General features: G+C 41.1%; 11 protein-coding genes and 5 pseudogenes. 13 read left to right on the top strand and 3 right to left on the bottom strand.

What is annotated here, in order from left to right:
• Positions 1-73: 73 nt before the first annotated feature.
• From N4T56_RS10025 to N4T56_RS10015, 3 genes and pseudogenes are all read right to left on the bottom strand, one after another.
• A pseudogene (locus N4T56_RS10025) lies at positions 74-2,718 on the bottom strand (MlaD family protein).
• On the bottom strand, positions 2,715-3,320 hold the full coding sequence (locus tag N4T56_RS10020; RefSeq protein WP_261734791.1) for a paraquat-inducible protein A: 606 nt from the start codon (positions 3,318-3,320) through the stop codon (positions 2,715-2,717). The pseudogene N4T56_RS10025 and the gene N4T56_RS10020 overlap by 4 nt, the downstream one beginning before the upstream one ends.
• Positions 3,321-3,384: 64 nt before the next feature.
• Positions 3,385-4,014, bottom strand: coding sequence for a paraquat-inducible protein A (locus N4T56_RS10015; RefSeq protein WP_261734790.1), 630 nt, complete (start codon positions 4,012-4,014; stop codon positions 3,385-3,387).
• A gap of 211 nt (positions 4,015-4,225) precedes the next feature.
• Between N4T56_RS10015 and N4T56_RS10010 the strand changes: the two genes are divergently transcribed.
• The 13 genes and pseudogenes from N4T56_RS10010 (at position 4,226) to N4T56_RS09950 (ending at position 25,106) form a co-directional block, all read left to right on the top strand.
• On the top strand, positions 4,226-4,519 hold the full coding sequence (locus tag N4T56_RS10010; protein ID WP_238103547.1) for a YebG family protein: 294 nt from the start codon (positions 4,226-4,228) through the stop codon (positions 4,517-4,519).
• Between the two features lie 49 nt (positions 4,520-4,568).
• A pseudogene (locus N4T56_RS10005) lies at positions 4,569-5,028 on the top strand (GAF domain-containing protein).
• 275 nt (positions 5,029-5,303) lie between these two features.
• A complete protein-coding gene (proQ, locus tag N4T56_RS10000; protein ID WP_261733123.1) occupies positions 5,304-5,924 on the top strand; it encodes an RNA chaperone ProQ in 621 nt (206 codons plus the stop codon).
• 21 nt (positions 5,925-5,945) lie between these two features.
• Positions 5,946-7,998 (top strand): annotated as a pseudogene (gene prc, locus N4T56_RS09995) (carboxy terminal-processing peptidase).
• A 123-nt stretch (positions 7,999-8,121) separates the two neighbouring features.
• Complete coding sequence (pepN, locus tag N4T56_RS09990) at positions 8,122-10,683, top strand: aminopeptidase N (RefSeq protein WP_261733122.1); 2,562 nt, start codon at positions 8,122-8,124, stop codon at positions 10,681-10,683.
• Positions 10,684-10,774: 91 nt separating this feature from the next.
• Positions 10,775-10,990: a DUF2835 domain-containing protein gene (locus tag N4T56_RS09985; protein WP_261733121.1), complete on the top strand. Its 216-nt coding sequence runs from the start codon at positions 10,775-10,777 to the stop codon at positions 10,988-10,990.
• Between the two features lie 315 nt (positions 10,991-11,305).
• Positions 11,306-13,355, top strand: a pseudogene (locus tag N4T56_RS09980) (DUF1302 domain-containing protein).
• 13 nt (positions 13,356-13,368) lie between these two features.
• The gene (locus N4T56_RS09975; RefSeq protein ID WP_261733120.1) at positions 13,369-14,733 is read left to right on the top strand and encodes a DUF1329 domain-containing protein; all 1,365 of its coding nucleotides are present in this window, start codon (positions 13,369-13,371) and stop codon (positions 14,731-14,733) included.
• Positions 14,734-14,782: 49 nt separating this feature from the next.
• The gene (locus N4T56_RS09970; RefSeq protein ID WP_261733119.1) at positions 14,783-15,793 is read left to right on the top strand and encodes a WD40/YVTN/BNR-like repeat-containing protein; all 1,011 of its coding nucleotides are present in this window, start codon (positions 14,783-14,785) and stop codon (positions 15,791-15,793) included.
• 50 nt (positions 15,794-15,843) lie between these two features.
• Positions 15,844-18,150, top strand: a pseudogene (locus N4T56_RS09965) (efflux RND transporter permease subunit).
• Positions 18,151-18,476: 326 nt separating this feature from the next.
• On the top strand, positions 18,477-23,321 hold the full coding sequence (locus N4T56_RS09960; RefSeq protein WP_261733118.1) for an NAD-glutamate dehydrogenase: 4,845 nt from the start codon (positions 18,477-18,479) through the stop codon (positions 23,319-23,321).
• 60 nt (positions 23,322-23,381) lie between these two features.
• Positions 23,382-24,401: a quinone-dependent dihydroorotate dehydrogenase gene (pyrD, locus tag N4T56_RS09955; protein ID WP_261733117.1), complete on the top strand. Its 1,020-nt coding sequence runs from the start codon at positions 23,382-23,384 to the stop codon at positions 24,399-24,401.
• A 171-nt stretch (positions 24,402-24,572) separates the two neighbouring features.
• Positions 24,573-25,106 carry a cell division protein ZapC gene (locus N4T56_RS09950; RefSeq protein WP_261733116.1) on the top strand — a complete coding sequence of 178 codons (534 nt, stop codon included), beginning with the start codon at positions 24,573-24,575 and terminating at the stop codon, positions 25,104-25,106.
• Positions 25,107-25,312 lie beyond the last annotated feature (206 nt).

Here is a 25,312-nt window from a genome sequence, read left to right as displayed (position 1 = left end):
TGAAGCGGGATTAAATGAAAAGAAAAAAGGCCGATAGTGATATCGGCCTTTTGTGTTAATGAAGCACTATAAATCATTTATCTTGCACTGGTTGCCATTCGGCTCCATTCAGGCAACATATTGTGTTGCAGGGGCTTACGGTCATTTGCTGATAAACGATTAGTGTCATTGGTTACATCGCGCGTGGCAATCGCTATGCCGCCAGCAAGAATGGTTTCGAGCGACTGGGCTTCAAATTGTGCGCCAGAAAATAACCCAACATCTAATTTGATCCCTGATGCATCCCAAAATTGACTGCTTTGATTCACTAAATGGCGATATTGCGCTTTAACATGAGCATAAAGGGTAATATCGATGCCGCTGTCAGCTAATTGATAACCATCAATTTGCCCAATATTAATACCACGGAAAAACAATGGCGTACCGACCTTAATTGACCCTAATTGATTATCTACCAATTGAAATCTAACGGCATCAGCTGGGACGTTAGCATCTAGGCGGGCATGATTTAATGCCGTGAATTGGTTTGTTGTGGAAGTATTGTTACCAGGGATAACACCAATATACGGCCCAGTGATTAATGTGTCTGGTGCCTGAATTCCCTGCAAGAGAGATTTGCGCTTCGACGATAAAAAATTCACTGTCATCGCGACTGAAACGCTCAGCATAGTCACCATAAAGATAGGCTTTGGCGTTAAGTGTGGTCAATGTAGGGTTAAGTTTAACTTGTGAGATTTCACCGATTTGATGACCTTGGTAACGAATGGCTGCATTAGGCTTGATTTTTGCACTGACAGGTAAAATCAAATCGATGACTTTTGCCTGCATTAACGCTAATGCTTGACTGTCATAAAGCCGTAAATTGGCTTGAGTGTCATTTGCTAATTCAGTGTCTAAATACCCAAGAGTAATACTGCCATTTATCACTCCTTTGAGCGGCGCGACATCAATATCAACCCCGGCAAGACTGGCATTAATGGCAACTGCATTATTACGCCAAAAGACTGTATTAGGTTTGATTAAGGGGGTGAATTTTTTATCGATACTGATATCAACAGTGAACTTGTCTGTTTCTGCGTGCCAATTGACTTGATTTACGGCGCCAATTTGCATTTTTTTATAGTAAATTGGCGAGCCTTCAGCTAAGTCTGCGCCATCGATACTGGTTAATGTCATTGTACGCATTTGTTGCTGAGCAAACAGGCTTTTCGCCGCTTCAATTGATTCATATAAGGTTAATGTGTCATTGGCCGTCACTAATGTTTTACTTTTAGCGGGCACTAAACTGATAGCCCCTTCAAGCATCGTGGTGAGATCGCGCGAAGTGACACTAACACCATCTAGTGAAGCGTTAATGGCGAGGGCGCTTTCGGGTACAAAAAAGCTTCCTTGAGTCACTAAACGGGTAAACTCAGGCAAGATTTCGATTTGATATTCAACCTTATCAAAGTCCTCACTGAGGTTTACGCTAATGATTTGACCAATCGGCAATTGTTTATATCGTACTTGTGCGCCATTGCTTACACCTGTATGCGTACTTGCCTCAACGGTTAAGACTAATTTGTCTGCAGTGAGCAAATCCGGCGCTTGCGCGGCTATTTCAAATTGCATTGATTCAGTGGCACTTTGGCTACCGGGTAATACACTGATGACACTGCCGGTAACTAATCGGCCGACATTTTTCATCGATTTGAGTGAAAGCTCTGCCCCACTTAACCAAAAACGGCTGTCAGGGGTGATTAAGTCTTTGTATTTATGATCAACTTGAGCTATAAATTGAACACCATCATCGGTTAATTGTTTGCTATCTACCTGACCAATCGTAATGCCGCGATAAACGAGCGCAGTTCCTTCACTGATATCATCAGCATTGCTGGCCGTTAAGGTGACGTTAATCCCTCCAATGGCCGATTGCTCGTCATGAAATAACGGATAAGTATCGCCATTTTTGGCGAGTACGGTTTCTGAGCCACTATCAAAGCTAATTCCGCCGGCTAGAATTGAGGCAATACTTTCAGTGTTGATTTTAACGCCACTTAATGAAGCATCTATTTTTAACCCTGACACATTCCAAAAGCGAGAATCTTTATGCACTAAATGGGTGTACTGTTCTTGTACAAACGCACTGATAATAATTTGTTTTTTACCGTCTAAACGGTAACTCACTACACTGCCGACTGGAACCTGGCGGAAAAAAACCGGAGACCCAACATCAATTGATCCGAGCTTAGGGGCTTTAAGTTCCACCATAATCCCTTCGCTACCAGGCAAAATTGCTGGTGCTTCACGCTGTGCTTCAAACTCTGTGGTCGAGCGGCCTTCGCCGGGTTGAATCGCAATATAGTTACCAGAGAAGAGAGTGTCTAAACCTTCAACACCAGTGATACTGGCTTTGGGTTTGACTAACCAAAATAAGGTGTTTTGATTTAAAAATGGGTCTGCGCGATAATCCATAATCACTTTGACGTTAACCCCTTTAAGATCATCGTCAATCCCAATATCAGAGACTTTACCCACGGTTAACCCTTGGTATTTGACTAAGGTTTTACCTATATCAATACCGGCAGCACTAGGAAAGTGGATCATAATCTCGATACCAGATTCTTTGATACTTTTTACCCCAAGCCAAGCGCCTAAAATCAACGCGACTACAGGCAATAACCAAATTGGCGAGAATAATTTTTTCTTCACAACTTTAGGTGATTCAATTTGTGTCATGTTTTTTCCAAGCGATCCCAGAGTAAACGAGTATCAAGCACTTTGGCGGCTAATTGAGTGAGTAAAATCACCAAGGCAAAAGCCGTCGCTGCAGGTGCGGGTTTAGCGTCAAGTAATTGCCCCATATTAACCAGGGCAACCGTCAACGAAATAACAAATAAATCAAGCATCGACCAACGGCCAATCCATTCAATGACATGAAAACCCACCATGAGTTTTCTTTTTGATATGGGTAAATTAAAGCTAATGGCCGCTAAATATGTCGCGAGGCCAAAAATCTTTAACCATGGCACTAAAATACTGGCGGTAAACACAATAATGGCAATGGGGAACATGCCTGTTTGTACCAAGTGGCTAATACCACTGAAAATGGTGTCGTTAGTCACTACCCCGCGGTTGGTGAGTAAGGTAATAGGATACACATTAGCCAAAACTAATAAAATAGTTGCCGTAACCAATAAAGCCCAGCTTTGTTGCACACTGGCATAATTTCGAGTGGCTAATTTACTGTAGCAACGGCGGCAATTACTGTTTGTGGTTAGATTGAGTTTTTTACACACAGGGCACAAACATAAACCCATTTGGTTTCCCTGGATATGCACAGGAGCAGTATCTGTATGGTTTACGGTTGTCGACACTTCGTTGTCAACCTGCTCGCAAGTGTGTTTAGTGCTCATCAACAAAACTCCACATATGCTCGAGATTATATTCGCGCTGTAAAAATAAAATAATCACAAACAACATCGTAAAACTGAATGTCCCCATGCCAAAATACACATCGGAGAAATCAGACAGTTGAAAAGCAGACACTAAAAAACTAATCACATAAATTTCTAACATGGTCATTTGGGCTATTAGCCCCTGGTTTTTCAATAAGCTTGTATAAGTACGTTGCCAAAAAGATTGTTGTAGTTTTAATTTAACAATTAAGACTTGTGTCAATATCGATAAAATCAATACTGCTGGCGCTATCACTGCCGCAACCATCACAGCCAGTCCAACAACCCAATAACCTTGTGCCCACACCGCAATGGCCGCCTCAAAAACTGTGGTGGTTCTAATGCTGCCTAAAAAATGAATTTCAAGAACGGGTAATAAATTGGCAGGAATAAAAATAATAAGTGCAGCTACACACATAGCCAACATGCCATTTATAGAGCAATAAGGTGCATCATATAATGCGGTATCGCAACGAGGACAGAGCGCTCGAGCACTAGAAGGAAGCGCACGTTTTCTTACTGCCAAATCACATGAACGGCATAAGATTATTGAATCATGATCATCAAGTTCATGCATCAAAAGTGGTTTAATCCATATCAAAAGCGCTGAGTAAAAATAAGGCTATAACGGCTGCCTCGTTATCTGTTGGCTTGAATAATTGTCGCTAATACTTACCTGACAAAATTTCAATGCCGCTTGATAATATCAGAATAATCAGAACACTTGCATCATAAGTTAACTATGTGAGATTCTATGCACTGTATATAAAAACAGTGAGGATTATATCATGGCAGTGATTACCCAATTTGTCGTGGTCAGAGAAGGGGTGGAAAAGATGACATTCACATCGAAGAAGGAGGCCGATGCCTACGATAAGATGCTTGATATTGCCGACAATCTGCTACCTTTTTTAGCCCAAGCAGACATCGAACTTGATGAAAATAAGTGCGAACAACTCGCATTTTACATGGCAAACAATAAAGATGAGCTTTCTAACTTGCTAAAAGGCACAGTAAAGGTTAAAACCCCTCCTGCAGCCAAAGTCAAAAAGACCACTGCGAAAAATACGCCAACAGAATAACGACGTAAATCTACCAGCCTGCATTAACGTCTGTGTCAAAGGAAAGAAAATGAAAACCGAATTTTACCAAACATTAAATCGTCAAGCCCAAGCATTACTTGAAGGTGAGGACGACTTAATAGCGGCAATGGCTAATTTTTCAGCATTACTCAATGATAACCTTGCTGATTTAAACTGGGCAGGATTTTACATTAAACGTGGTGAACAATTAGTATTAGTACTCGTTTCAAGGTAAAGTTGCGTGTACTCGAATTGCTATGGGCAAAGGTGTATGTGGTACCGCTGCCGAATTAAATATGACTCAACGTGTCGCCGATGTCCATGCATTCGATGGTCACATTGCATGCGATTCGGCCAGTAATTCTGAAATCGTTATCCCAGTTCGCCAAGGTGAAGAAGTGGTTGCCGTTTTAGACATTGACAGCCCTTTATTGAATCGTTTTGATGAAGATGATCAAATTGGCCTAGAAATGATGATAAAAAGTTTCGAATCTGGCTTATTTGCTTAAATAGCGAACAAATAAGGCTAAATCATAGTCGCATTCGCTGCTGTGAGCTTTATAATACGCAGCAACACGCATTTGTACTGGATTTCAGTGTCAGCGATGATTTAAGCTGATAACAAGTTTGGTTAAATTGTTAAGGTTTGTTTCAATGACTTTAGCAAACAGGCGGATAGTGATAATTTGTACGTTGAGCTTTATATACAAAGCTTAGCGAAAGATGAACGACTGTATGGCATACTCTGCCGCAGAACAGTCCCTTTATTAACGTGGAAGTAAAAATGGAATCAACAGACAAGTTGACCGACACCAACGCAATATTAGCGTATTTATATGAAACCTTTCCTTTATGCTTTATTGCTGAAGGTGAAACTAAACCATTAAAAATTGGTCTATTTCAAGACTTGGCTGAACGGTTAGCTGATGATTCTAAAGTCAGTAAGACACAATTACGTGTTGCACTACGTCGTTACACAAGCAGCTGGCGCTACCTCAAAGGTGTTAAAGCCGGTGCCCAACGTATCGATCTTGATGGCAATGAATGCGGTGAATTAGAGCAAGAGCATATTGATCACGCTCAAGCAACGTTAAAAGAAAGCCAAGAAAAGGCTAAAGCTAAACGTCAAGCTCAAGCACCAAAAAATGCAGCTAAAAAGCCTGCAAAGAAAGCCGCACCTAAACGTGCACCAGTGAAAAAAGAACGTCCAGCACCTGTCGCTGCGCCTGTTGTTAAATTAGAGCCTGCAAAGCTTGAAGAGTTAAAACAAAAGCAACGAGTCAATGTTAAATTAGGCGCAACACCTGTACCGGGTGTCGTTACCGACATTAACAAAGAAGATGTGCTTGTTCAGTTAGACACTGGCTTGACCATCAAAGTACGTGTAGAGCACATACTATTATAGAAATTTAAGGAGTACTTGTTGATGCGAAAACTTACCTTGGCCGTGTCGATTGCCAGCTTATTTGTCGGCTTTTCGGCGTGGGCAATATCACCAACGATTCAAATCAGCGAGTTACCCAAGCTAGCACAAGAGCCGCAACACAAAGTGGCTAGCAAGCGAGTAACCACATTGTTTACTCGCTCGCACTATCATCGCTTTAATCTAGACGATGCCTTTTCTGAGCAAATCTACTCACGTTTTCTTGAGCAATTAGACTATCGCCGTAATGTGTTAACCGCACAAGATATTGCCAGCTTCAATCAGTACAAAAATCAATTTGATGACATGGTGACCAGTGGCGACATTAGCCCAGCGTTTACTATGTATGATTTAGTGCAGAAGCGTCGCTATGAGCGTTTTGCTTATGCACTAACGTTGCTTGACAAAGAGTTTGATTTTACCAAAGCGGGTGATGCTTACGAGTTCGACCGCGAAGATGCCGCATGGCCAAAAGATCTAGCTGAAGTGAATGAGTTATGGCGGCAACGCGTTAAATACGATGCGTTAAATCTTAAGTTAACCGGTAAAAAATGGCCTGAAATTGTTGAAGTGCTCGAGAAACGTTACAACAACGCCATTAAACGTTTAAGCCAAACCCAAAGCGAAGATGTGTTTCAAAGCGTCATGAACGCTTTTGCCCGCAGCGTTGAGCCACACACCAGTTATTTGTCGCCACGTAATGCAGAACGTTTCCAAATGGAGATGAACCTAAGCCTTGAAGGTATTGGTGCTGTGTTGCAAATGGACGATGATTATACCGTGATTAAAAGCCTGGTTGCTGGAGGCCCTGCGGCTAACAGCGAAAAGTTATCGCCAGAAGATAAAATCGTCGGTGTAGGACAAAAAGACAATGACATTGTCGATGTTATTGGCTGGCGTTTAGATGATGTTGTAGATTTGATTAAAGGCCAAAAGGCAGTGAAGTTGTACTGCAAATATTACCTAAAAAAGGTGGCGCTAACGCAAAAACGTTTGAAGTGACTATCACTCGTGACAAGATTCGTTTAGAAGACAGAGCCGCTACTTCAAAAGTGGTTGAGCCAACAGAAGGCCAATACGCTAACCGTAAAGTCGGCGTGATTCAAATTCCTGGTTTTTATATGAATTTGTCACAAGACGTTGCTAAAGAAATAACTAAGCTTGAACAAGATAACGTTGAAGGGATTATTATCGACCTTCGTGGTAATGGCGGCGGGGCATTAACTGAAGCAACATTGTTAACAGGCTTATTTATTGATATGTGCTCAGTTGTACAAATACGCGATGCCAATGGCAGGGTGAATGAAAACCGTGATAATGACGGCAAGAGTGCTTACACCGGCTACCATTAACCGTCATGGTTGATCGTTACAGCGCCTCTGCCTCAGAGATTTTTGCTGCGACCCTGCAAGACTATGACCGTGCGTTAATTGTTGGTGAGTCAACCTTTGGTAAAGGTACTGTGCAACAACATAAGAGCCTAGGCCGCATTTACGATATGTACGAAAAGCCTATTGGCCATGTACAGTATACGATTGCTAAGTTTTATCGCATCAATGGTGGTAGCACCCAGTTAAAAGGTGTCACTCCAGATTTGCGTTTCCCAAGTGCTTTAGAGCCAGGTGAATACGGCGAGTCTGAAGAGAAAAACGCACTACCTTGGGATAAAGTACCTGTGGCGCAATACAACACGCTAGGTAATATCAGCCCAAGTTTAATCAGTAATCTTGATGCAAAACACAAAGCGCGTATTAGTACTGATACTGAGTTTAGCTATATTTATGAAGACATTAATGAGTTTAAAAAGCATCACAAAGATAAGACCATTTCATTGGTTGAAAGTGAGCGTGTTGCATCTAGCGAGTTAGATGATAAACGGCACCTAGACCGTGCCAACGCACGTCGAGTGCAACAAGGTCTTGAAGTGGTTAAATCACTTGATGACATTGAGACCACTGACGACAGTAAGCTACCTGATGCATTTTTAGATGAAACAGCCTATATCACTCTTGATATGGCAGATGCTGAAAAAATGGCGAAAGCTACTGCTAAGTAAGCAGTCACATGACACAAAAAAACGCGCTTAAGGCGCGTTTTTTCTTAATATTATCATGATGCTTAATTATATTGAAAATCAATGTTACTAAGTGAAAATGAGCTTGTTTTAAAAGGATCGAGTATGAGTCAAGCACAAGAAAAACATTTAAAAGACTACGCAAAGCCTGCCTTCACGATTACCCATGTTGATTTAAATGTCATTTTAGATGGTAAAAACACCAAAATAACGACTACCAGTAAAGTGATCCGGAACGGTGAGCACCAACACGAACTTGTGTTAGATGGTGAGCAAATATCGTTAGGTTCAGTCAAGCTTAATGGAAGTTCGGCTGATTATCGTCAACATGACAATCAATTATTCATTGCCACAGAACTCAATGAATTTGATTTAGAGGTAGTGAGCTTACTCGACCCAGAAGCAAACTCTAGTCTTGAAGGCTTATACATGTCAGATGGAGCCTATTGTACTCAATGTGAGGCAGAAGGTTTTCGCCGTATTACCTACTTTTTAGACCGTCCAGATGTACTGGCCATTTATACCGTTCGTATTGAAGCCGATAAAGCGGCATTTCCATTTTTATTAAGTAACGGTAACTTAATTGATAAAGGTGAAATGCCTCGTTCAGGTCGTCACTTTGTTAAATGGCATGACCCTTTCCCAAAACCGAGCTATTTATTTGCGCTAGTCGCGGGCGATTTTGATTTACTCAACGACAGCTTTACCACGCAATCTGGTCGCGAAGTGAAACTGCAAGTGTTTGTCGATAAAGGCAACTTACATAAAGCCGATCATGCGATGGCCTCATTGAAAAAATCAATGAAATGGGATGAAACCCGCTTTGGTTTAGAATACGACTTAGATATCTATATGATCGTTGCTGTCGACTTTTTCAATATGGGTGCGATGGAGAATAAAGGCTTAAACGTCTTTAACACTAAATATGTATTAGCGGACAAAGCCAGTGCCACAGATGATGACTACCACGGTATTGAGTCAGTAGTCGGGCATGAGTATTTCCATAACTGGACCGGTAACCGTGTCACTTGTCGTGATTGGTTCCAATTGAGTTTAAAAGAAGGCTTAACCGTTTTTCGAGATCAAGAATTTAGCTCAGACGTTGGCTCTCGCGCCGTTAATCGTATCCAGGCGATCCGCGTGATGAAAAACCAACAGTTTGCTGAAGATGCAGAGCCAATGTCGCATCCGATCCGTCCTGAAAGTGTAATAGAAATGAACAACTTCTATACCGTGACTGTTTATGACAAAGGCGCTGAAGTCATCCGTATGATGCACACCATTTTAGGCGAGGAAGGCTTTCAGGCTGGAATGAAGTGTTACTTTGAACGCCACGACGGTCAAGCGGTGACCTGTGATGATTTTGTCAATGCGATGCAAGATGCCAGTGGCAAAGATTTAACCTTGTTCCGTCGATGGTACAGCCAGGCTGGTACCCCTGTTGTGACTGTGACAGATAAGTACGATGCCGACAAAGGTGAGTATCACTTAACTGTGAGTCAACAAGTTGTCTCTAAAGGTGTCAAAGGCCAAACCTTACACATTCCGTTCAGTCTTGAACTACTGGACAATACTGGAGAATCGATAGTCAATAAAGTGCTTGATGTCACTAAAGCGTGTCAAACCTTTGTATTTGATGGCCTTAACCATGCCCCAACGGCTTCGTTGTTACAAGACTTTTCAGCTCCAGTTAAATTGGTTTATGATTTTTCCATCGATCAACTGGTTCACTTAATGCGTCATGCATCGAGCGAAGTTGCGCGCTGGGAAGCTTCAGTGCAATTAATTAGTCAAACCATTTGGCACAACATCGCTCAATTGCAGCAACAACAAGTGATGACCGTTGACAGCCGCGTCATTGAAGCATTCAGGGGTATCATACTTGATGTCAATCTTGACCAAGCATTAGTCGCTGAGATCTTGTCTATTCCATCTGCCTCGGCATTGATAGAACAGGTTGATAGCGTTGATTTAGATGCTTTAGAAAAAGCCAGAGAATTTGTTGTTGAAGAATTAGCCAGTGCTTGTGAAGATGAATTACTCGCTCGCTATCGTGAGCTCAGCACGCTTGATGCAGCAGGAGCGCGTGCATTTAAAAATATCGCGTTAAGTTTGCTGTGCCAGGTGTCTGATGTCCATGAGAGTGTCGTTGAGAAACAATACTACAATGCGCAAAATATGACAGATTGCCTTGGTGCATTAAAAGCGGCAACAAGCGCACAATTAACGTGTTTACCGGCATTATTGAGTGACTTTGAATCTAAGTGGCATTCAACACCTTTGGTAATGGATAAATGGTTAACATTGCAGGCATTGATCAATACAGATGATGTTATTGTGCAAATTAAACAGTTAACTAAACACAACAGCTTTAGTTTTTCAAACCCAAACAGAGTGCGTTCGTTAATTGGTGCGTTTGCCTCGGCAAACACCTATCAATTCCACCGTGCAGATGGTGAAGGTTATCGCTATTTAACTCAAATTTTGATTAAATTAAACAAAAGTAACCCTCAAGTGGCTTCACGAATGATTACGCCGTTAATTCAATTTGCTAAATTTGATGCCTCTCGCCAACAATTAATGAAGCAGTGTTTGCAAGAACTTAAAAACTTGCCCGATTTATCAAAAGATTTATACGAAAAAGTCACGAAATCATTGGCTGAATAAACGAATTGTAACGGTCACTTTTTAACGAAATGAAGCGACCATATTAACAGTAAAAAAGGAGAGCTTGCTCTCCTTTTTTATGGAGAATACTGTGGAATTATATTTTTCATTAAATGTCAGTTATGAGGCTTTTTTACCTTACTACCAAGGAGTTGCAGAAAAAGTCCAAGTGCGTGATCAATATGCAAGGGTGTTACACATCAATGGTAAATATTTTAGACCATTTTTGACCTCTCAAGGTATACAAGGAAAGTTTAAATTGGTGTTAAATTCCGATGGTAGTTTTAAATCCCTCAATAAATTATAGAGTATTTACTTCAAACGTTTGATTGATTCATGTAACGGTAAAGTTAACAAGATGAAAAACTATAAGTACATGAAAATAAACTTTTTTCGATAATTGTTCATTATTTGAATGATTGTTCTTAGAAATAATTCAAATATCACTGTAAAAAATTCATCGCTTTTTCGCTAGACATCGTTAATTTTCTTAAACATTTTCTTTTTTTGACCTTGCTCAATATAGTTAAATGCTGTAACAATGGTGTTGCCTGTGGGCTAACAAGATGTTGGTTTTAATTCCTATAACAACTAATCCAACAGGTTACGGAGATTAACTAAAATGAATATTGTTAACAAAAGATTCAACAAATCGGCACTCGCTTTGGGGGTGGTGTCGGCACTATGTTTCGGTATGAGCGCTCCTGCATCAGCGGTGTCATTTGATTGGGGTGAAGTACGAGGCACATTCGATTCTACATGGACAGCAGGTGCTAGCTGGCGCGTTTCTGACCGTGACTGGGATGGTCAAATTGGTAAGGTAAATCAGCCACAATTTGATTGGTCTGGTTACTCAGCATTTGGCGGCGCATTTGGCTCAACTAAATACACTTCGGCTGAGATTTGGGAACAGCCAGGTTCTTACTCAAGTAACAATGACTTGAGTAACTTGTTGTATGCCAAAGGTGATACCACATCTGAAATTGTTAAAGGTTTGCATGAGCTGTCTTTAAAATATAAAAATTACGGTTTATTTTTGCGTGGTATGTATTTTTACGACCGCAAATTAAACGACGCAGATTATGATTTTAATGACCCACTTACAGGTCAAGAGTTTGACCCTTGTGAAGACAGCAAAGCGTCTGAAGTGCAGTGTAAAGATATCCGTTTACTTGATGCATTCGTTTATGCCAACTGGGATTTAAACGATGGCGCGAACCCATTAAGTGTTCGTGTCGGTAATCAAGTTGTGTCATGGGGTGAAAGTGCACTTATCTCTCATGGTATTGCGGTAATTAACGCTGTAGATTTAAACATTCTTAACGCACCAGGTGCTGAGCTTAAAGAAGCATTTCGTCCTCAGGGAATGGTATGGGCTTCTTTAGGGTTAACAGATAACCTCAACGTTGAAGCGTTCTACCAGTATGATTGGCAAGAAATTTGGGTACCTACGCCAGGTTCTAACTTTGCAACCAATGACTTTGCAGGCTACGGCGGTTATAACCAAAATGCTCAGTTAGGCTTTAATGCTAACCCAGATATCAATCAAGACTTCTTAATTTCAGAATACTCACGTTTATATGAAGCTGCTGCTGCGAGTGGTTTTGATCCCGCTTATGCTGCTTACATGACGGCATATTCTACTAAAGTGGCGCTAACTCAAGATTCAGCTAAAGCGAGTGATGATGGTCAGTATGGTATTAAACTGGGGTATTACTCACCAGAATTGGGTGAAACTGAATTTGGCTTTTACTATATGAACTACCATAGCCGTCGTCCAATTATCAGTGGTACAGCGTCTAACTTTACCTCTGAAGCCATTGGCCGCGATTATGGCCGATTAGCTGCAAGTGGCGGCAACATTGACCGTGATTTATTGCTAAGTATGGAAACCTTCACTAAAGCGCAAATTGTGTATCCTGAAGACATCCAATTATATGGTTTCAGTTTTAACACCTTAGTGGGTGACACATCTGTTGCCGGTGAAATTGCTCACCGTGTTGACGAACCTTTGCAAATTGATGATGTAGAATTGCTATTCGCTGCAATGCCACAGCAGTTAGCTAATGCTGGTTTACGTGATGACCTAGATGGTATTTCGCAAATGGATGTTTATGATCCTGGAGAAACTGTTGACGGATATATCACGCGTGATACGACTCAAGCTCAAATGACGTTCACTCATTTATTTTGCCTCAACGTTAGGTTTAGATAACTTAACCATGCTAGCTGAAGTGGGTGGTGTTTGGATCCACGATATGCCTGGTTTTGATGAGCTACGTTTGAGCGGTCCTGGCACAGCACGTTCTGGTGGTAATCCAGATATGCCAGGGATCATTGAAGCATTACATAATGGTCCAGAAACGAATCCATTCCCGACAGATTTTGCATGGGGATATCGTATCGTTGCTAAAGCTGACTTCAACAACGTGTTTGCTGGGGTGAACATGTATCCGCGAGTCATATTCTCACACGACGTTGATGGTATTACACCTGATCCAATGTTCTTATTTACTGAGGGCAGAAAATCAGTTGCTATTGGTTTGAACTTTGATTATCAAAGTCGTTGGGGCGCAGACCTTTCTTACAACAACTTTTTTGGTGGTGTAGGAACAACAAATGCTATGGCTGACAGAGATTATGTCTCTTTCAACGTCAAGTATTCGATCTAAAAGGATAATTATAATGAAGAAACTGACGATATTATCGGCAGCAGTGATTATGGCACTTGGTGCACCTGCTGCGCTGGCGAAAGTATCACAAGCTGACGCTGACAAGTTAGGTACAAGCTTAACTCCATTAGGTGCTGAAAAAGCGGCTAATGCCGATGGTTCTATTCCTGCATGGGATGGTGGTATCACTGAACCGGTTGCAGGCTACACTAAGGGAATGCATCACCCAGATCCGTTTCCAGAAGATAAAGTATTATTTACCATTACCAATGCAAATAAAGCACAGTACGCTGAGTTTTTAACGCCAGGGCAAAACAAGTTATTTGAGCTTTACCCAGACAGTTACAAAATGAACGTGTATCAAACTCGTCGAAGTGCTTCAGTCCCTCAGTACGTATACGATGCAACGAAGAGCAATGCGACTAATGCCGAACTTGTTTCCCAAGGTAATGGTATTACGGGGGCAACAATTGGCACACCTTTCCCTATTCCTGCTTCTGGTTTAGAAGTCATTTGGAATCACATTTTACGCTATCGTGGTGTTGATGTAGAAACTTACCGTAGCCAGGCCGCACCAACATCTGGTGGGTCATATACTTTAGTTGAAAATGCTGAAGAGATCCGTTTCGAATACACTCGCCCAGAGATCACTTTAGATAAACTTAAAGAAACAAATACGTTATTTTACTTTAAGCAGGTTGTTACTCAGCCAGCTCGATTAGCTGGTACAGCACTGTTAGTAAAAGAAACCATGGATCAAGAGGCTTTACCTCGGCAAGCATGGACCTATAACACTGGACAACGCCGCGTTCGTAAAGCGCCTAATGTCGCGTTTGATACGCCAGGTACAGTATCTGATGGCTTAAGAACTACAGATGACTTTGACATGTTCAATGGTTCGCCTTCGCGTTATAACTGGGAACTAGTTGGTAAAAAAGAAGTTTATATTCCTTACAATGATTACAAGCTGCATTCAGACCAATTAAAGTATGACCAAATTTTACAACCTGGTCATATTAACCCTGAATATGCTCGTTATGAAAAACATCGTGTTTGGGAAGTGAAAGCGACGTTGAAAGATGGCATGCGTCACATCTATAAAACACGTGTTTTCTATATTGACGAAGATTCATGGCAGGTATCATTAACGGACATGTACGACAACCGTGACGAGTTATATCGTGTTGGTGTTGCACATACCATTAACTACTATGATGTATTAACAAATTGGAGTACGTTAGAAGTATTCCATGACTTACAATCACGTCGTTACTTGGCAATGGGATTAGACAACGAAGGCCGCATGTATAACTTTGATGCGTCTCTTTCAGAATCTAACTTTACGCCTGATGCATTAAGACGTGCAGGTATTCGTTAATAGCCATAAATGGGGCGCTTAGCGCCCCTTCATTGTTAAGGAAGTTTGTATGACGTTTAGCATGCTTCGCAGTGTAGTGGCGATTGGGATTAGTGCATGTTTATATACTGCTTCAGTAGATGCCCAACTCGATCCACTTACTGTTCAAATTCAACCTTTAGCTCAATCTTCTTTATTACTTGATATCGCTAATGCCGGTGACAATCTCGTTGCTGTAGGCCAGCGTGGTAATGTTTTAGTTTATAAAAACGAGCAATGGCAACAAGTCTCGACACCGGTAATAACACATCTCACCAAAGTGTTCTTTTTTGATGACTTAAATGGCTGGGTAGTTGGCCATGATGCCACCATTATTCACACAAAAGATGGCGGTGAAACCTGGTCGGTGCAGATGCAATCAACCAAAATTGAAAAACCATTTATGGATATTCGTTTTTATAGCGCAAGTGACGGTATTGCGGTTGGGGCTTATGGATTGTTTTATCGCACCGCTGATGGTGGTAAAACGTGGACTGATGAATTTCATCAAGAGTTACTATTTGAAGAAGATATCGGTTATCTAAACGATTTAAAAGCGGAAGATGAAGCACTTTATTTGTCTGAACGTGCAGCATTATTACCACACTTTAATCGGTTAATCCGTCTTGCTGATAGCCGTCTACTGTTGGTCGGCGAATTAGGTATGGTTGCTGTATCTGATGATAATGGCCAAACATTTACTAAAGTGGATTTTGACTATGAGGGGTCGATGTTTAATGCGATTCAAGTTGCAAACGACATCTATGTCATGGGGTTACGTGGTAATGTATTTAAGTCAGATTTAAGTTTATCTGATTGGCAACAGGTCGATTTACCTGTTGAATCATCAATCAATGGTGCATTGGTAACACAAAATAATGATCTTTACCTTGTGGGGAATGCTGGGATTGTATTGTCTGTTGATGATACCAAGGCAGAAATTATCACTCGACGTCAAGGTGAGAACATTGTGGCCATTGCTAAGGACAGTAAAGGCCAGTTATGGTTTGCCGGTTCTAAAGGACTGTTTCAGCTTAACTAACCTTAGGGTTAGATTGGATAATTAAAACAACAATAATAGAGCTAGAAAAGATGTTAGAAAAACTGGTCAATGGATTTGAATCTCATTTATTCCGAAATCGGAAGTGGGTCATCATATCGTTTATTTTTATTACGATTTTTTTAGGCTACCAAGCTAGCCAATTAAAAATGGATGCGGCATTTAGTAAAAATATCCCGCTTAATCATTCGTACATGCAAACCTACACTAAACACCAAAAAGATTTTGGTGGCGCTAACAGTATTATGGTTGCGGTAGAAGATACGAGTGGTAACATTTTTAATCCGGTCTTTTTTGATGCACTGAAAAATGTGCATGATCAATTATTTTTTATTCCTGGTGTTGAACGCTCACAAGTTAAATCTTTGTTTTCACCTTCAACTCGGTTTACTGAAGTGGTCGAAGACGGTTTTGCTGGCGAGCCGTTATTCCGGCAGACTTTCGTAATGATGATTACAGTTTGCAGATTGTGCGCGATAACATCGAAAAAGCAGGTATCGTAGGGCGGTTAATTGGTAACGATTACACCTCAGCGATGGTCTCTGCGCAATTAATGGAGTTTGACCCGCAAACGGGCAAACCCATTGACACTATTGCGTTTGCTAATCAGTTAGAAGAAGAGCTTCGTGGCAAGTTTGAAAACGATAATATTAAGATTCATATTATTGGCTTTGCGAAAATGGCCGGTGATGTTGCAGAGGGCGCTAAAGGCGTATTGCTGTTTTTCTTAATCGCGATTGCTATTACCGCAGTCATGGTTTACCTGTTTTCTAAATCCATCATGTTAACCATTCTGCCGTTAGCCTGCAGTTTAGTTGCCGTGTCTTGGCAGCTTGGATTGTTGACTGTAGTAGGTTTTGGTTTAGACCCCATGTCCATTTTAGTGCCATTTTTGGTGTTCGCCATCGGCGTGAGTCACGGGGTACAGATGATTAATGCTGTACGTCGCCGAGTGCTTGATGGACAAACCACCAAAGCGGCTTCGGCTTCAGCATTTCGCAGTTTATTAGTCCCTGGTGGTGTGGCGCTCTTGTCTGACACTGTAGGATTTTTAACCTTGCTCGCCATTGATATTGGGATTATTCGTGAACTGGCTATTTCAGCTTCGTTGGGTGTAGCGGTGATTATTCTCACTAACCTTATCTTGTTACCTTTGGTTATTTCGTATTTTGAATTACCTAAAAAACCGGATAACCCACAAAAGGCGCAGCAAATTGAAAACTTATGGCGTTGGCTCTCTAATTTTGCGACGCCAAAATATGCCATCATTGTATTAGTATCAACTGCTGTACTTTATGGTATCGGGTTTCAACAGTCTTCTAAGATGAAAATTGGTGACTTACAGGGTGGGGCACCAGCACTACATCAAGACTCTCGTTATAACCAAGATACGTTCTTTATTACCGATCATTTTTCAATCACAACTGATGTGATGACCGTGATTGTTGAAGCAACGCCTGAAGCCTGTACCTACCATTCGGTATTAACGCAAATTGACCAATTTGAATGGATGGTGGCAAATACGCCTGGGGTTGAGTCAACTGCGAGCCTAGCGTCGGTGGCTAAAAAAGTGAATGCGGGCTTTAACGAAGGCAATCCTCGCTGGGAAATCCTACCGCGCACGACAGCCAGTTTAGTTCAAGCCGTAGGCCAAGTGCCAACCACTTCAGGTTTGCTCAATGGTAATTGTTCTGTCATGCCTGTTTATTTGTTCTTAAAGGATCACAAAGCAGAAACTATTGAAGTGGTAGTCAAAAAAGTGAAAGCTGTGGCCGCTCAATTAAACAGCGACAGTTTGCAGTTTAAATTGGCTTCTGATCCTGTTGGTGTTATGGCGGCAACAAACGAAGCTGTAAGTGAAGCGCAGTTACCAATGATGCTATACGTGTATGGTGCTGTATTCGTATTATGTTTAATTAGCTTTAAATCACTTAAAGCTACCATTGCTGTGATTATCCCTTTGTATGTGGTGTCGACATTGGCTACAAGCGTTAATGACGTTACTTGATATTGGTCTCGCAGTGAGCACCTTACCTGTGATTGCATTAGGTGTCGGGATTGGTGTCGATTACGGTATTTATATTTTATCGACCATGTCTAATAAATTGACTAATGGTATGCCAGTGCAGCAAGCCTATTTTGAAGCGCTAGTTGAACGTGGTAGTGCGGTTATTTTTACCGGATTAACGTTAGCCATTGGGGTGAGCACTTGGTTCTTTTCTGATCTTAAATTCCAAATGGACATGGGAATTTTGCTCACCTTTATGTTTTTAGTAAATATGTTAGGGGCAATTATTATTCTGCCCGCACTTTCAGCGATGTTTTGGCGTAAAAAGTAACTAAAACAGAGCATTAAATATAAAAGGGAGCTTAGCTCCCTTTTTTATTTTGCATAGTTAGTCTGTACAAACGATTTTATTGTCATTTTAAACGATTATCTATGCGCGATAAGGCTTGAACAGAGGCTGTACCACTAAAATTTTCCTCGATATAGCAGCAATTTAGTAATAAACTTTGCTGCAGATCTCAAATATGAGTTTCTTTTGTTAAACATAAAACAGTTGTATACGTGATAATTAAAATGACTCGGACCGACTGAATCAACAAGCCGAAGCATCCATATAATGATAAGAGCGCTGCCATAGACGCTTAAGGAATCTGCAACATGGCCTTGAAAGATGCAATGCCTTCAGTACTACTTGAAAATGTAGTTAACCTAATTCACACCAAAATCCCTCATTCTCAGGCTAAACAAGTTGAGCAACTCGCTCATTGTCTCTACACCCATATGTCAAAAGACGATCTTAATGCTCGTAATGACAGTGACTTATATGGTGCTGTAGTGAGCCTTTGGAATGCACTTAATAAAACTGCACCGGATGACACCCACATTCGCGTGTTTAACCCAAGCCAAGCAAAACATGGTTGGCAGTCAACTCACAGCATTATCGAGATTATTCAACCCGATATGCCGTTTTTAGTTGACTCATTATCCATGGCGTTAAATCGGATGGGCATTACTGCTCATGTGATGTTACATACGCCGTTGGCCGTAAGCCGTGAAAGCAATATTGTTTCTGGCGTGTCTTTTTTAAATGACGCGACTGAGGACAGTGGCAGTATTGCAGTATTTTTGATTGAAATTGATAAGCAAAATAGCGATGCCGACATTAAAACGATAGAAAAAGAAATACAGTCGGTACTTGCAGATGTTGCCGCCTCGGTTCACGACTGGCAATTAATGACAGACAGATTAACGGACACCATCGCACAATTACCTTCGCGCCCTTTTCCTGGTGCAAAAGCTGAATTACAAGAGTCTATTGATTTTTTAAATTACTTAAACGCGCACCATTTCACGTTATTAGGTTACCGTTACTACGAACTTAAGCGCGTAGAAGGTGATGTTGAACTCGTACCTGATCTTGAATCAAGTCTTGGGTTAATGAACCGTTCTAAACACTCGCATTCAGAACGTGGTTTATTATTATCGACGTTATCTGATACCGCACGTAAAGAAGCGCTAAATGATAGCCTATTAGTGTTAACCAAAAGTTCTGCTAAAAGCCGTGTTCATCGTCCTGCTTATGTCGATTATGTGGGCGTTAAACGTTTTGACTCAAAAGGGAATGTGGTTGGTGAAGATCGCTTTATCGGTTTATACGCCTCTAATTTATATAACCGTAGCCCACGCGAAATACCGCTATTAGGTGAAAAGATTCAACGTATCCTTGATAATTCAGGGTTAACACCGCGCTCGCACGATTACAAAGCGTTAATGAATATTCTTGAAAACTTGCCGCGTGATGAGTTAATTCAAGCCAAAGATCATGAGCTGGCTGCTATGGCTCATGGCGTTTTGGAAATGCAAGACCGTGATAAATTAAAACTATTTGTTCGCAAAGATGGTTTTGGCCGTTTCTTATCGTGTTTAGTTTATGTGTCGAAAGACCGTTACAACACTAAATTGCGTCAAGATACCCAACGCATTTTGGCTCAACATTTCAACAGTAATGAAGACGTTGAGTTCACAACCTATTTTTCTGAGTCAACCTTGGCTCGAACTCATTACATTATCAAAGTTGATAATAACAATATGGATGTTGATGTGGCTGCAATTGAAAAAAATCTCATCGAAGCTGCTCGATCATGGGAAGACAAATTACACACAGCATTAAATAATGAAGTGGGTGAGCAAGCGGGTACAGGGTTAACAAAACGTTATTTAAATGCGTTCCCGCAAAGCTATAAAGACGATGTATTACCCAGCTCTGCCGTAGTCGATATGCAACACTTAGAAGCATTAGACGACGACCATAAACTGGGTATGTTGTTCTATCAGCCACAAGAAACAACGTTAAACGACAATAAAGTTCGCTTAAAGCTATTCCATAAAGACGAACCTATTCATTTGTCTGACGTGTTACCAATGCTTGAAAACTTTGGTTTACGCGTGATTAATGAACGTCCGTACGAAGTAAAAACCAATGACGGTGCGACTTTCTGGATTTTAGATTTTTTAATGACAGTGCAAGGTGCAGCCACAGAAAACCTTGCAGACAGCCAAGATCGTTTCCAAACTGCATTGTTACAAGTGTGGCAGAAGAAACTTGAAGATGATGGTTTTAACCGCATGGTGTTGTCTACTGGGTTAAGCGGTCGTGAAGTGTCTATTTTACGCGCTTATGCTAAGTATATGCGTCAAATTGATGCAACCTTCAGTCAGTCTTATATCGAAGAAACGTTCAGCCGTTATCCTAAATTGGCTGATTTACTGGTGAAAATGTTCATCCGTAAGTTTAACCCTAAGCTTAAAACGCGCACGTTGAGCAAGTTCCTAGAACAAATCGATATTCAACTAGATGACGTGTCAAGTCTTGATGATGACCGTATTATTCGTCGCTACCTAGATTTAATTAATGCAACACTGCGAACTAACTTTTATCAAACTGCCATGGGCGGCGTAGCAAAAGATTATATTTCATTTAAGTTTGCGCCAGGTTTAATCCCAGAAATGCCTAAGCCGTTGCCTAAATTTGAAATTTTCGTGTATTCACCACGTGTTGAAGGTGTACATTTACGCGGCGGAAAAGTGGCTCGTGGTGGTTTACGTTGGTCAGATCGTCGCGAAGACTTCCGTACTGAAGTACTAGGTTTAGTAAAAGCACAACAAGTTAAAAACACCGTGATTGTGCCTGTTGGTGCAAAAGGTGGTTTTGTGTGTAAGCAGCTGCCAACAGAAGGCGGACGCGAAGCTTTCTTTACTGAAGGGCAAGAGTGTTACCGTATCTTTATCCGTGCGTTATTAGATATTTCTGACAACATTATTAACGGTGAAGTGGTTCCTCCTGTTGATGTGGTGCGTCACGATGAAGACGATGCCTACCTCGTTGTTGCCGCAGATAAAGGTACCGCGACGTTCTCTGACATTGCCAATGCCATTGCGATTGAATACAACTTCTGGTTAGGGGATGCGTTTGCCTCTGGTGGCAGTAACGGTTATGACCACAAGAAGATGGGGATCACTGCGCGCGGTGCATGGGAATCGGTTAAACGTCATTTCCGTGAAATTGGTGTAGATTGTCAAACAACCCCCTTTACTGCTTTAGCCATTGGTGACATGGCCGGAGACGTATTTGGTAATGGTATGTTGCTATCTGAGCAAACTCAGTTAGTGGCAGCCTTTAACCATATGCATATCTTTATTGATCCCACGCCAAATATTGAACAAAGTTATATTGAGCGCCAACGCTTATTTGCGTTACCTCGTTCAAGCTGGGAAGACTACAATGCCAAACTGATTTCTAAAGGCGGCGGCATTTTCTTGCGCTCTGCTAAGTCAATTAAATTGACGCCAGAAATTAAAAAGATGCTGGCAACTGAAAAAGACAGCATGAATCCAACTGAACTGTTAAAAGAGCTACTGAAAATGCCAGTGGATCTAATTTGGAATGGTGGTATTGGTACTTATGTTAAGTCGAGCAAAGAAACTCATGCCGAAGTGGGCGACCGTGCAAACGACGCATTACGTGTTAATGGCAAAGAGGTTCGCGCTAAAATTATTGGCGAAGGCGGCAACCTAGGTTGTACCCAGTTAGGCCGTATTGAATACTGTGCTAGCGGTGGTCGCATGAACACTGATTTCGTTGATAACGTCGGCGGGGTTGATTGTTCTGATAACGAAGTAAACATCAAGATTTTCTTGAACACACTAGTCGCTGAAGGCGAGTTAACGGTTAAACAACGTAACCGTTTACTTGAAGATATGACCGATGAAGTCAGCGACATCGTTATTCAAGACTGTAAAGATCAAACACGTACCATTTCGGTTACCCAAGTGCATGGTGTGTCACAGCTTAAAGAGCAAATCCGCTTTATTCAGTATCTTGAAAAAGAAGGCAAACTCGATCGCGCCCTTGAGTTTTTACCAAACGATGATGACTTAGCTGAACGTTTAGCGAATGGGCGTGCGTTAACTCGTCCAGAACTGTCAGTATTAGTGGCTTACGCTAAGATGGTACTTAAAGAGCAATTAGTGACCCCAGAAATCACTGAAGATGCATTTTTAAGTAAATTGTTAGTGGCTTATTTCCCGAAAAAGTTACAAGCCAAATATGCCGATAGAATGACAGCACATCCACTGCGTGGTGAAATTATTGCAACTTCATTAGCCAATGAGTTAGTGAATGATATGGGCTTTAATTTTGTACAACGTATGCAAGATGAGACCGGTGCAACAGTTGCCGAAGCCGCAATTTGTTATACTATGGCTCGAGAAGTGTTTGGACTTGATGAGTTAACCACTTCAATTACGGATTTAAATGGTGTAGTGCCTGCACATGTGCAAGGTGAAATGTTGCACCAATTACGCCGTAATATGCGCCGTGCATGTCGCTGGTTTATTCGTCATCGTAATCGTGCCAATGATATTGAGCAAACAGTCGCATTCTTTAAGCCAGTATTTGAACAGCTTAAAGCTAACGTTGAACAGTACATGATTGAAGCCGAAGTGACTGCCATTTCTGCTGAGATTACTGCACTAACCAACGAAAATGTACCAGAGTCGGTAGCGCAAATTGTCTCAAAAATGAGCACATTATTCTCTGCGTTAGACATTGCCCAAATCGCGCAACTTGAAGACAAAACGCTTGAGTTAGTGTCTGAAACATACTTTAAACTCGGCGCCAAAGTTGAACTGCATTGGTTCTTAGAACAAATCAGTGCTCAACCTGTTGCGAATCATTGGCAAGCGCTTGCCCGTGCAGCATTTAGAGAAGAGTTAGATTGGCAACAACGTGCGTTAAGTTCTGCTGTATTACGTACGTGTTCAGATAACTGCGATGCAGACAGTGTCATTAATGAATGGATAACACTCAATAAGCCACTACTGGAGCGTTGGTATCATATGCTTGCTGATTTTAAAGTTTCTCAAAATCATGAATTTGCTAAGTTCTCAGTCGCCCTAAGAGAACTGAACTTACTGATTTTGCATTGCGAAGGTCAGAAGTAATTTTATAATGTAAACAAGCCCTGGCGATTGCCGGGGCTTTTTTTAGGTCTAGGAGAAACCATGTTTTACACACTCGCACAAAAAGTCATGTTTCAGATGAATCCCGAGTTAGCGCATAATCTCGCGATTGGCAGCTTGAAAATGACCGGAAACACACCGTTAAATTGTTTTTATCGTCAACAGGTTAAATCTGCACCAGTAACGTGCATGGGACTCACATTTCCTAACCCTGTTGGGCTTGCTGCTGGTATGGACAAAGATGGCGAGTCGATGGATGCGTTTCATGCGATGGGATTTGGCCATATTGAAGTCGGTACAGTTACACCTCGTCCACAACCAGGTAATGACCAACCTCGTTTGTTTAGATTAAAGCCAGCGAAAGGCATTATTAATCGCATGGGCTTTAACAATAAAGGCGTTGATAATTTAGTGCGCAATCTGATTGCTAAAAAATCAGATATTATGGTGGGTGTTAATATTGGCAAAAATAAAGACACGCCAGTAGAGCAGGGCAAAGATGACTACCTTATTTGCATGGAAAAAGTGTATCAATACGCCAGTTATATTGCTGTTAACATTTCATCGCCAAATACCCCTGGGTTACGTGCAATGCAATACGGTGAATTATTAGATGATTTACTGGGTTCAATTAAACACAAACAAAAAGAACTCGCCGACAAATACGGCAAATATGTCCCTGTAGCGTTAAAAATTGCCCCTGATTTAACTGGTGATGAAATCCAAGCCATTGCTGACTCGTTAATTAATAATCAAATTGATGGCGTTATCGCAACCAATACCACATTAAATCGTGATGCTGTAACAGGATTGTTGCATGCAGAAGAAATGGGCGGGTTAAGTGGTAAACCTTTGACTGATTTATCGACTCAAGTGATCAAGCAATTGTCGATCTGTTTACAAGGTAAGATCCCGATCATTGGAGTGGGTGGGATCAATAGTGCCGAAGATGCACTGGCTAAATTTGATGCTGGCTCTGCAATGATACAGATTTATTCAGGTTTTATTTATCAAGGTCCTAAATTGATTGATCAGATCGTTAATGCATATTGTGCAAAATAGCATCTAAATTGCTAAGTTATTGATCAAAAATCATGCCGCGATCGAATTTTTGATCGTTCGATCGCGCTAACATCCTGATACTTATGTTATAATTTATAATTAAATTTTGATATTGCGTGAAAATTCATCTATTATGCTCTGGTGTTCATTTTTATTTAGGTGCAGACGACCATGTTATTAATGCCAAATAAGGACTGGCATTGGGAATACAATGAGACTTGCAAGCAGCTGAGTATTTCATTGGGTTCCGAGATGGAGTTCTTAACCCCATACAAATCAAAAATCCTCATTCCAGATGCATTAACTGCAGCTGAATTCAGCATTGAACACGCAAAATTTTATATTAAAATGCTCGAAACCCTGCCAAAAGTCCTGCATATTTCTGATGCGGGTATTGTTCAAACAGCGTTAAATGCCACTGCCGCTCACTTTTTATTACAATCACAAATGCCTAAATCTTGGTTTTTTGATGAAAGTGATGAATGTGTATATTGTGAAGTTGGTAAGCTATTCCAGTTAAAGTGCGGTTATTCTAAAGTGTTGGCGCTTGTTATCGATAATGGCTTACAGGCTGCCACCGTGATGATTTTATCTCAACACTGCCAGTTATCAGACAGTAAATCATTATCCCAGTTTGATACCATTAAAGTAATGCATAACCGTTTACATCCTTTACGTAAAGCCCGGCAAGTTGTTGCAGCATAGTGGATAAATGATGACCACAAGTGTGTTTTATGACTCAACTCTACTCTTAAATGCTGAACATTATGTTCAGCATTTTGTTTTCTCTTGCATAACCACTCCGCTGCATAACAATTAATGTGTTACTCGCGTAAGCTTGTACTGGTTTTATCCCTTTGTGACTATGGTGGTCAAATAGACGAGAATATGTAATAAAACAAATTGACTAT

It is taken from the genome of Shewanella phaeophyticola, assembly GCF_025398315.1.
Taxonomy (GTDB): Bacteria; Pseudomonadota; Gammaproteobacteria; order Enterobacterales; family Shewanellaceae; genus Shewanella; species Shewanella phaeophyticola.
Note: the sequence above shows the minus strand (reverse complement) of the source record. Positions and strands in the feature narration are given on the sequence as shown.

Excerpts from the sequence above, each read along its gene's own strand:
- N4T56_RS10015 (WP_261734790.1), bottom strand. The coding sequence starts at position 4,014 with ATGCATGAACTTGATGATCATGATTCAATAATCTTATGCCGTTCATGT.
- N4T56_RS10010 (WP_238103547.1), top strand. The coding sequence starts at position 4,226 with ATGGCAGTGATTACCCAATTTGTCGTGGTCAGAGAAGGGGTGGAAAAG.
- proQ (WP_261733123.1), top strand. The coding sequence starts at position 5,304 with ATGGAATCAACAGACAAGTTGACCGACACCAACGCAATATTAGCGTAT.
- pepN (WP_261733122.1), top strand. The coding sequence starts at position 8,122 with ATGAGTCAAGCACAAGAAAAACATTTAAAAGACTACGCAAAGCCTGCC.
- N4T56_RS09975 (WP_261733120.1), top strand. The coding sequence starts at position 13,369 with ATGAAGAAACTGACGATATTATCGGCAGCAGTGATTATGGCACTTGGT.
- N4T56_RS09970 (WP_261733119.1), top strand. The coding sequence starts at position 14,783 with ATGACGTTTAGCATGCTTCGCAGTGTAGTGGCGATTGGGATTAGTGCA.
- N4T56_RS09960 (WP_261733118.1), top strand. The coding sequence starts at position 18,477 with ATGGCCTTGAAAGATGCAATGCCTTCAGTACTACTTGAAAATGTAGTT.
- pyrD (WP_261733117.1), top strand. The coding sequence starts at position 23,382 with ATGTTTTACACACTCGCACAAAAAGTCATGTTTCAGATGAATCCCGAG.
- N4T56_RS09950 (WP_261733116.1), top strand. The coding sequence starts at position 24,573 with ATGTTATTAATGCCAAATAAGGACTGGCATTGGGAATACAATGAGACT.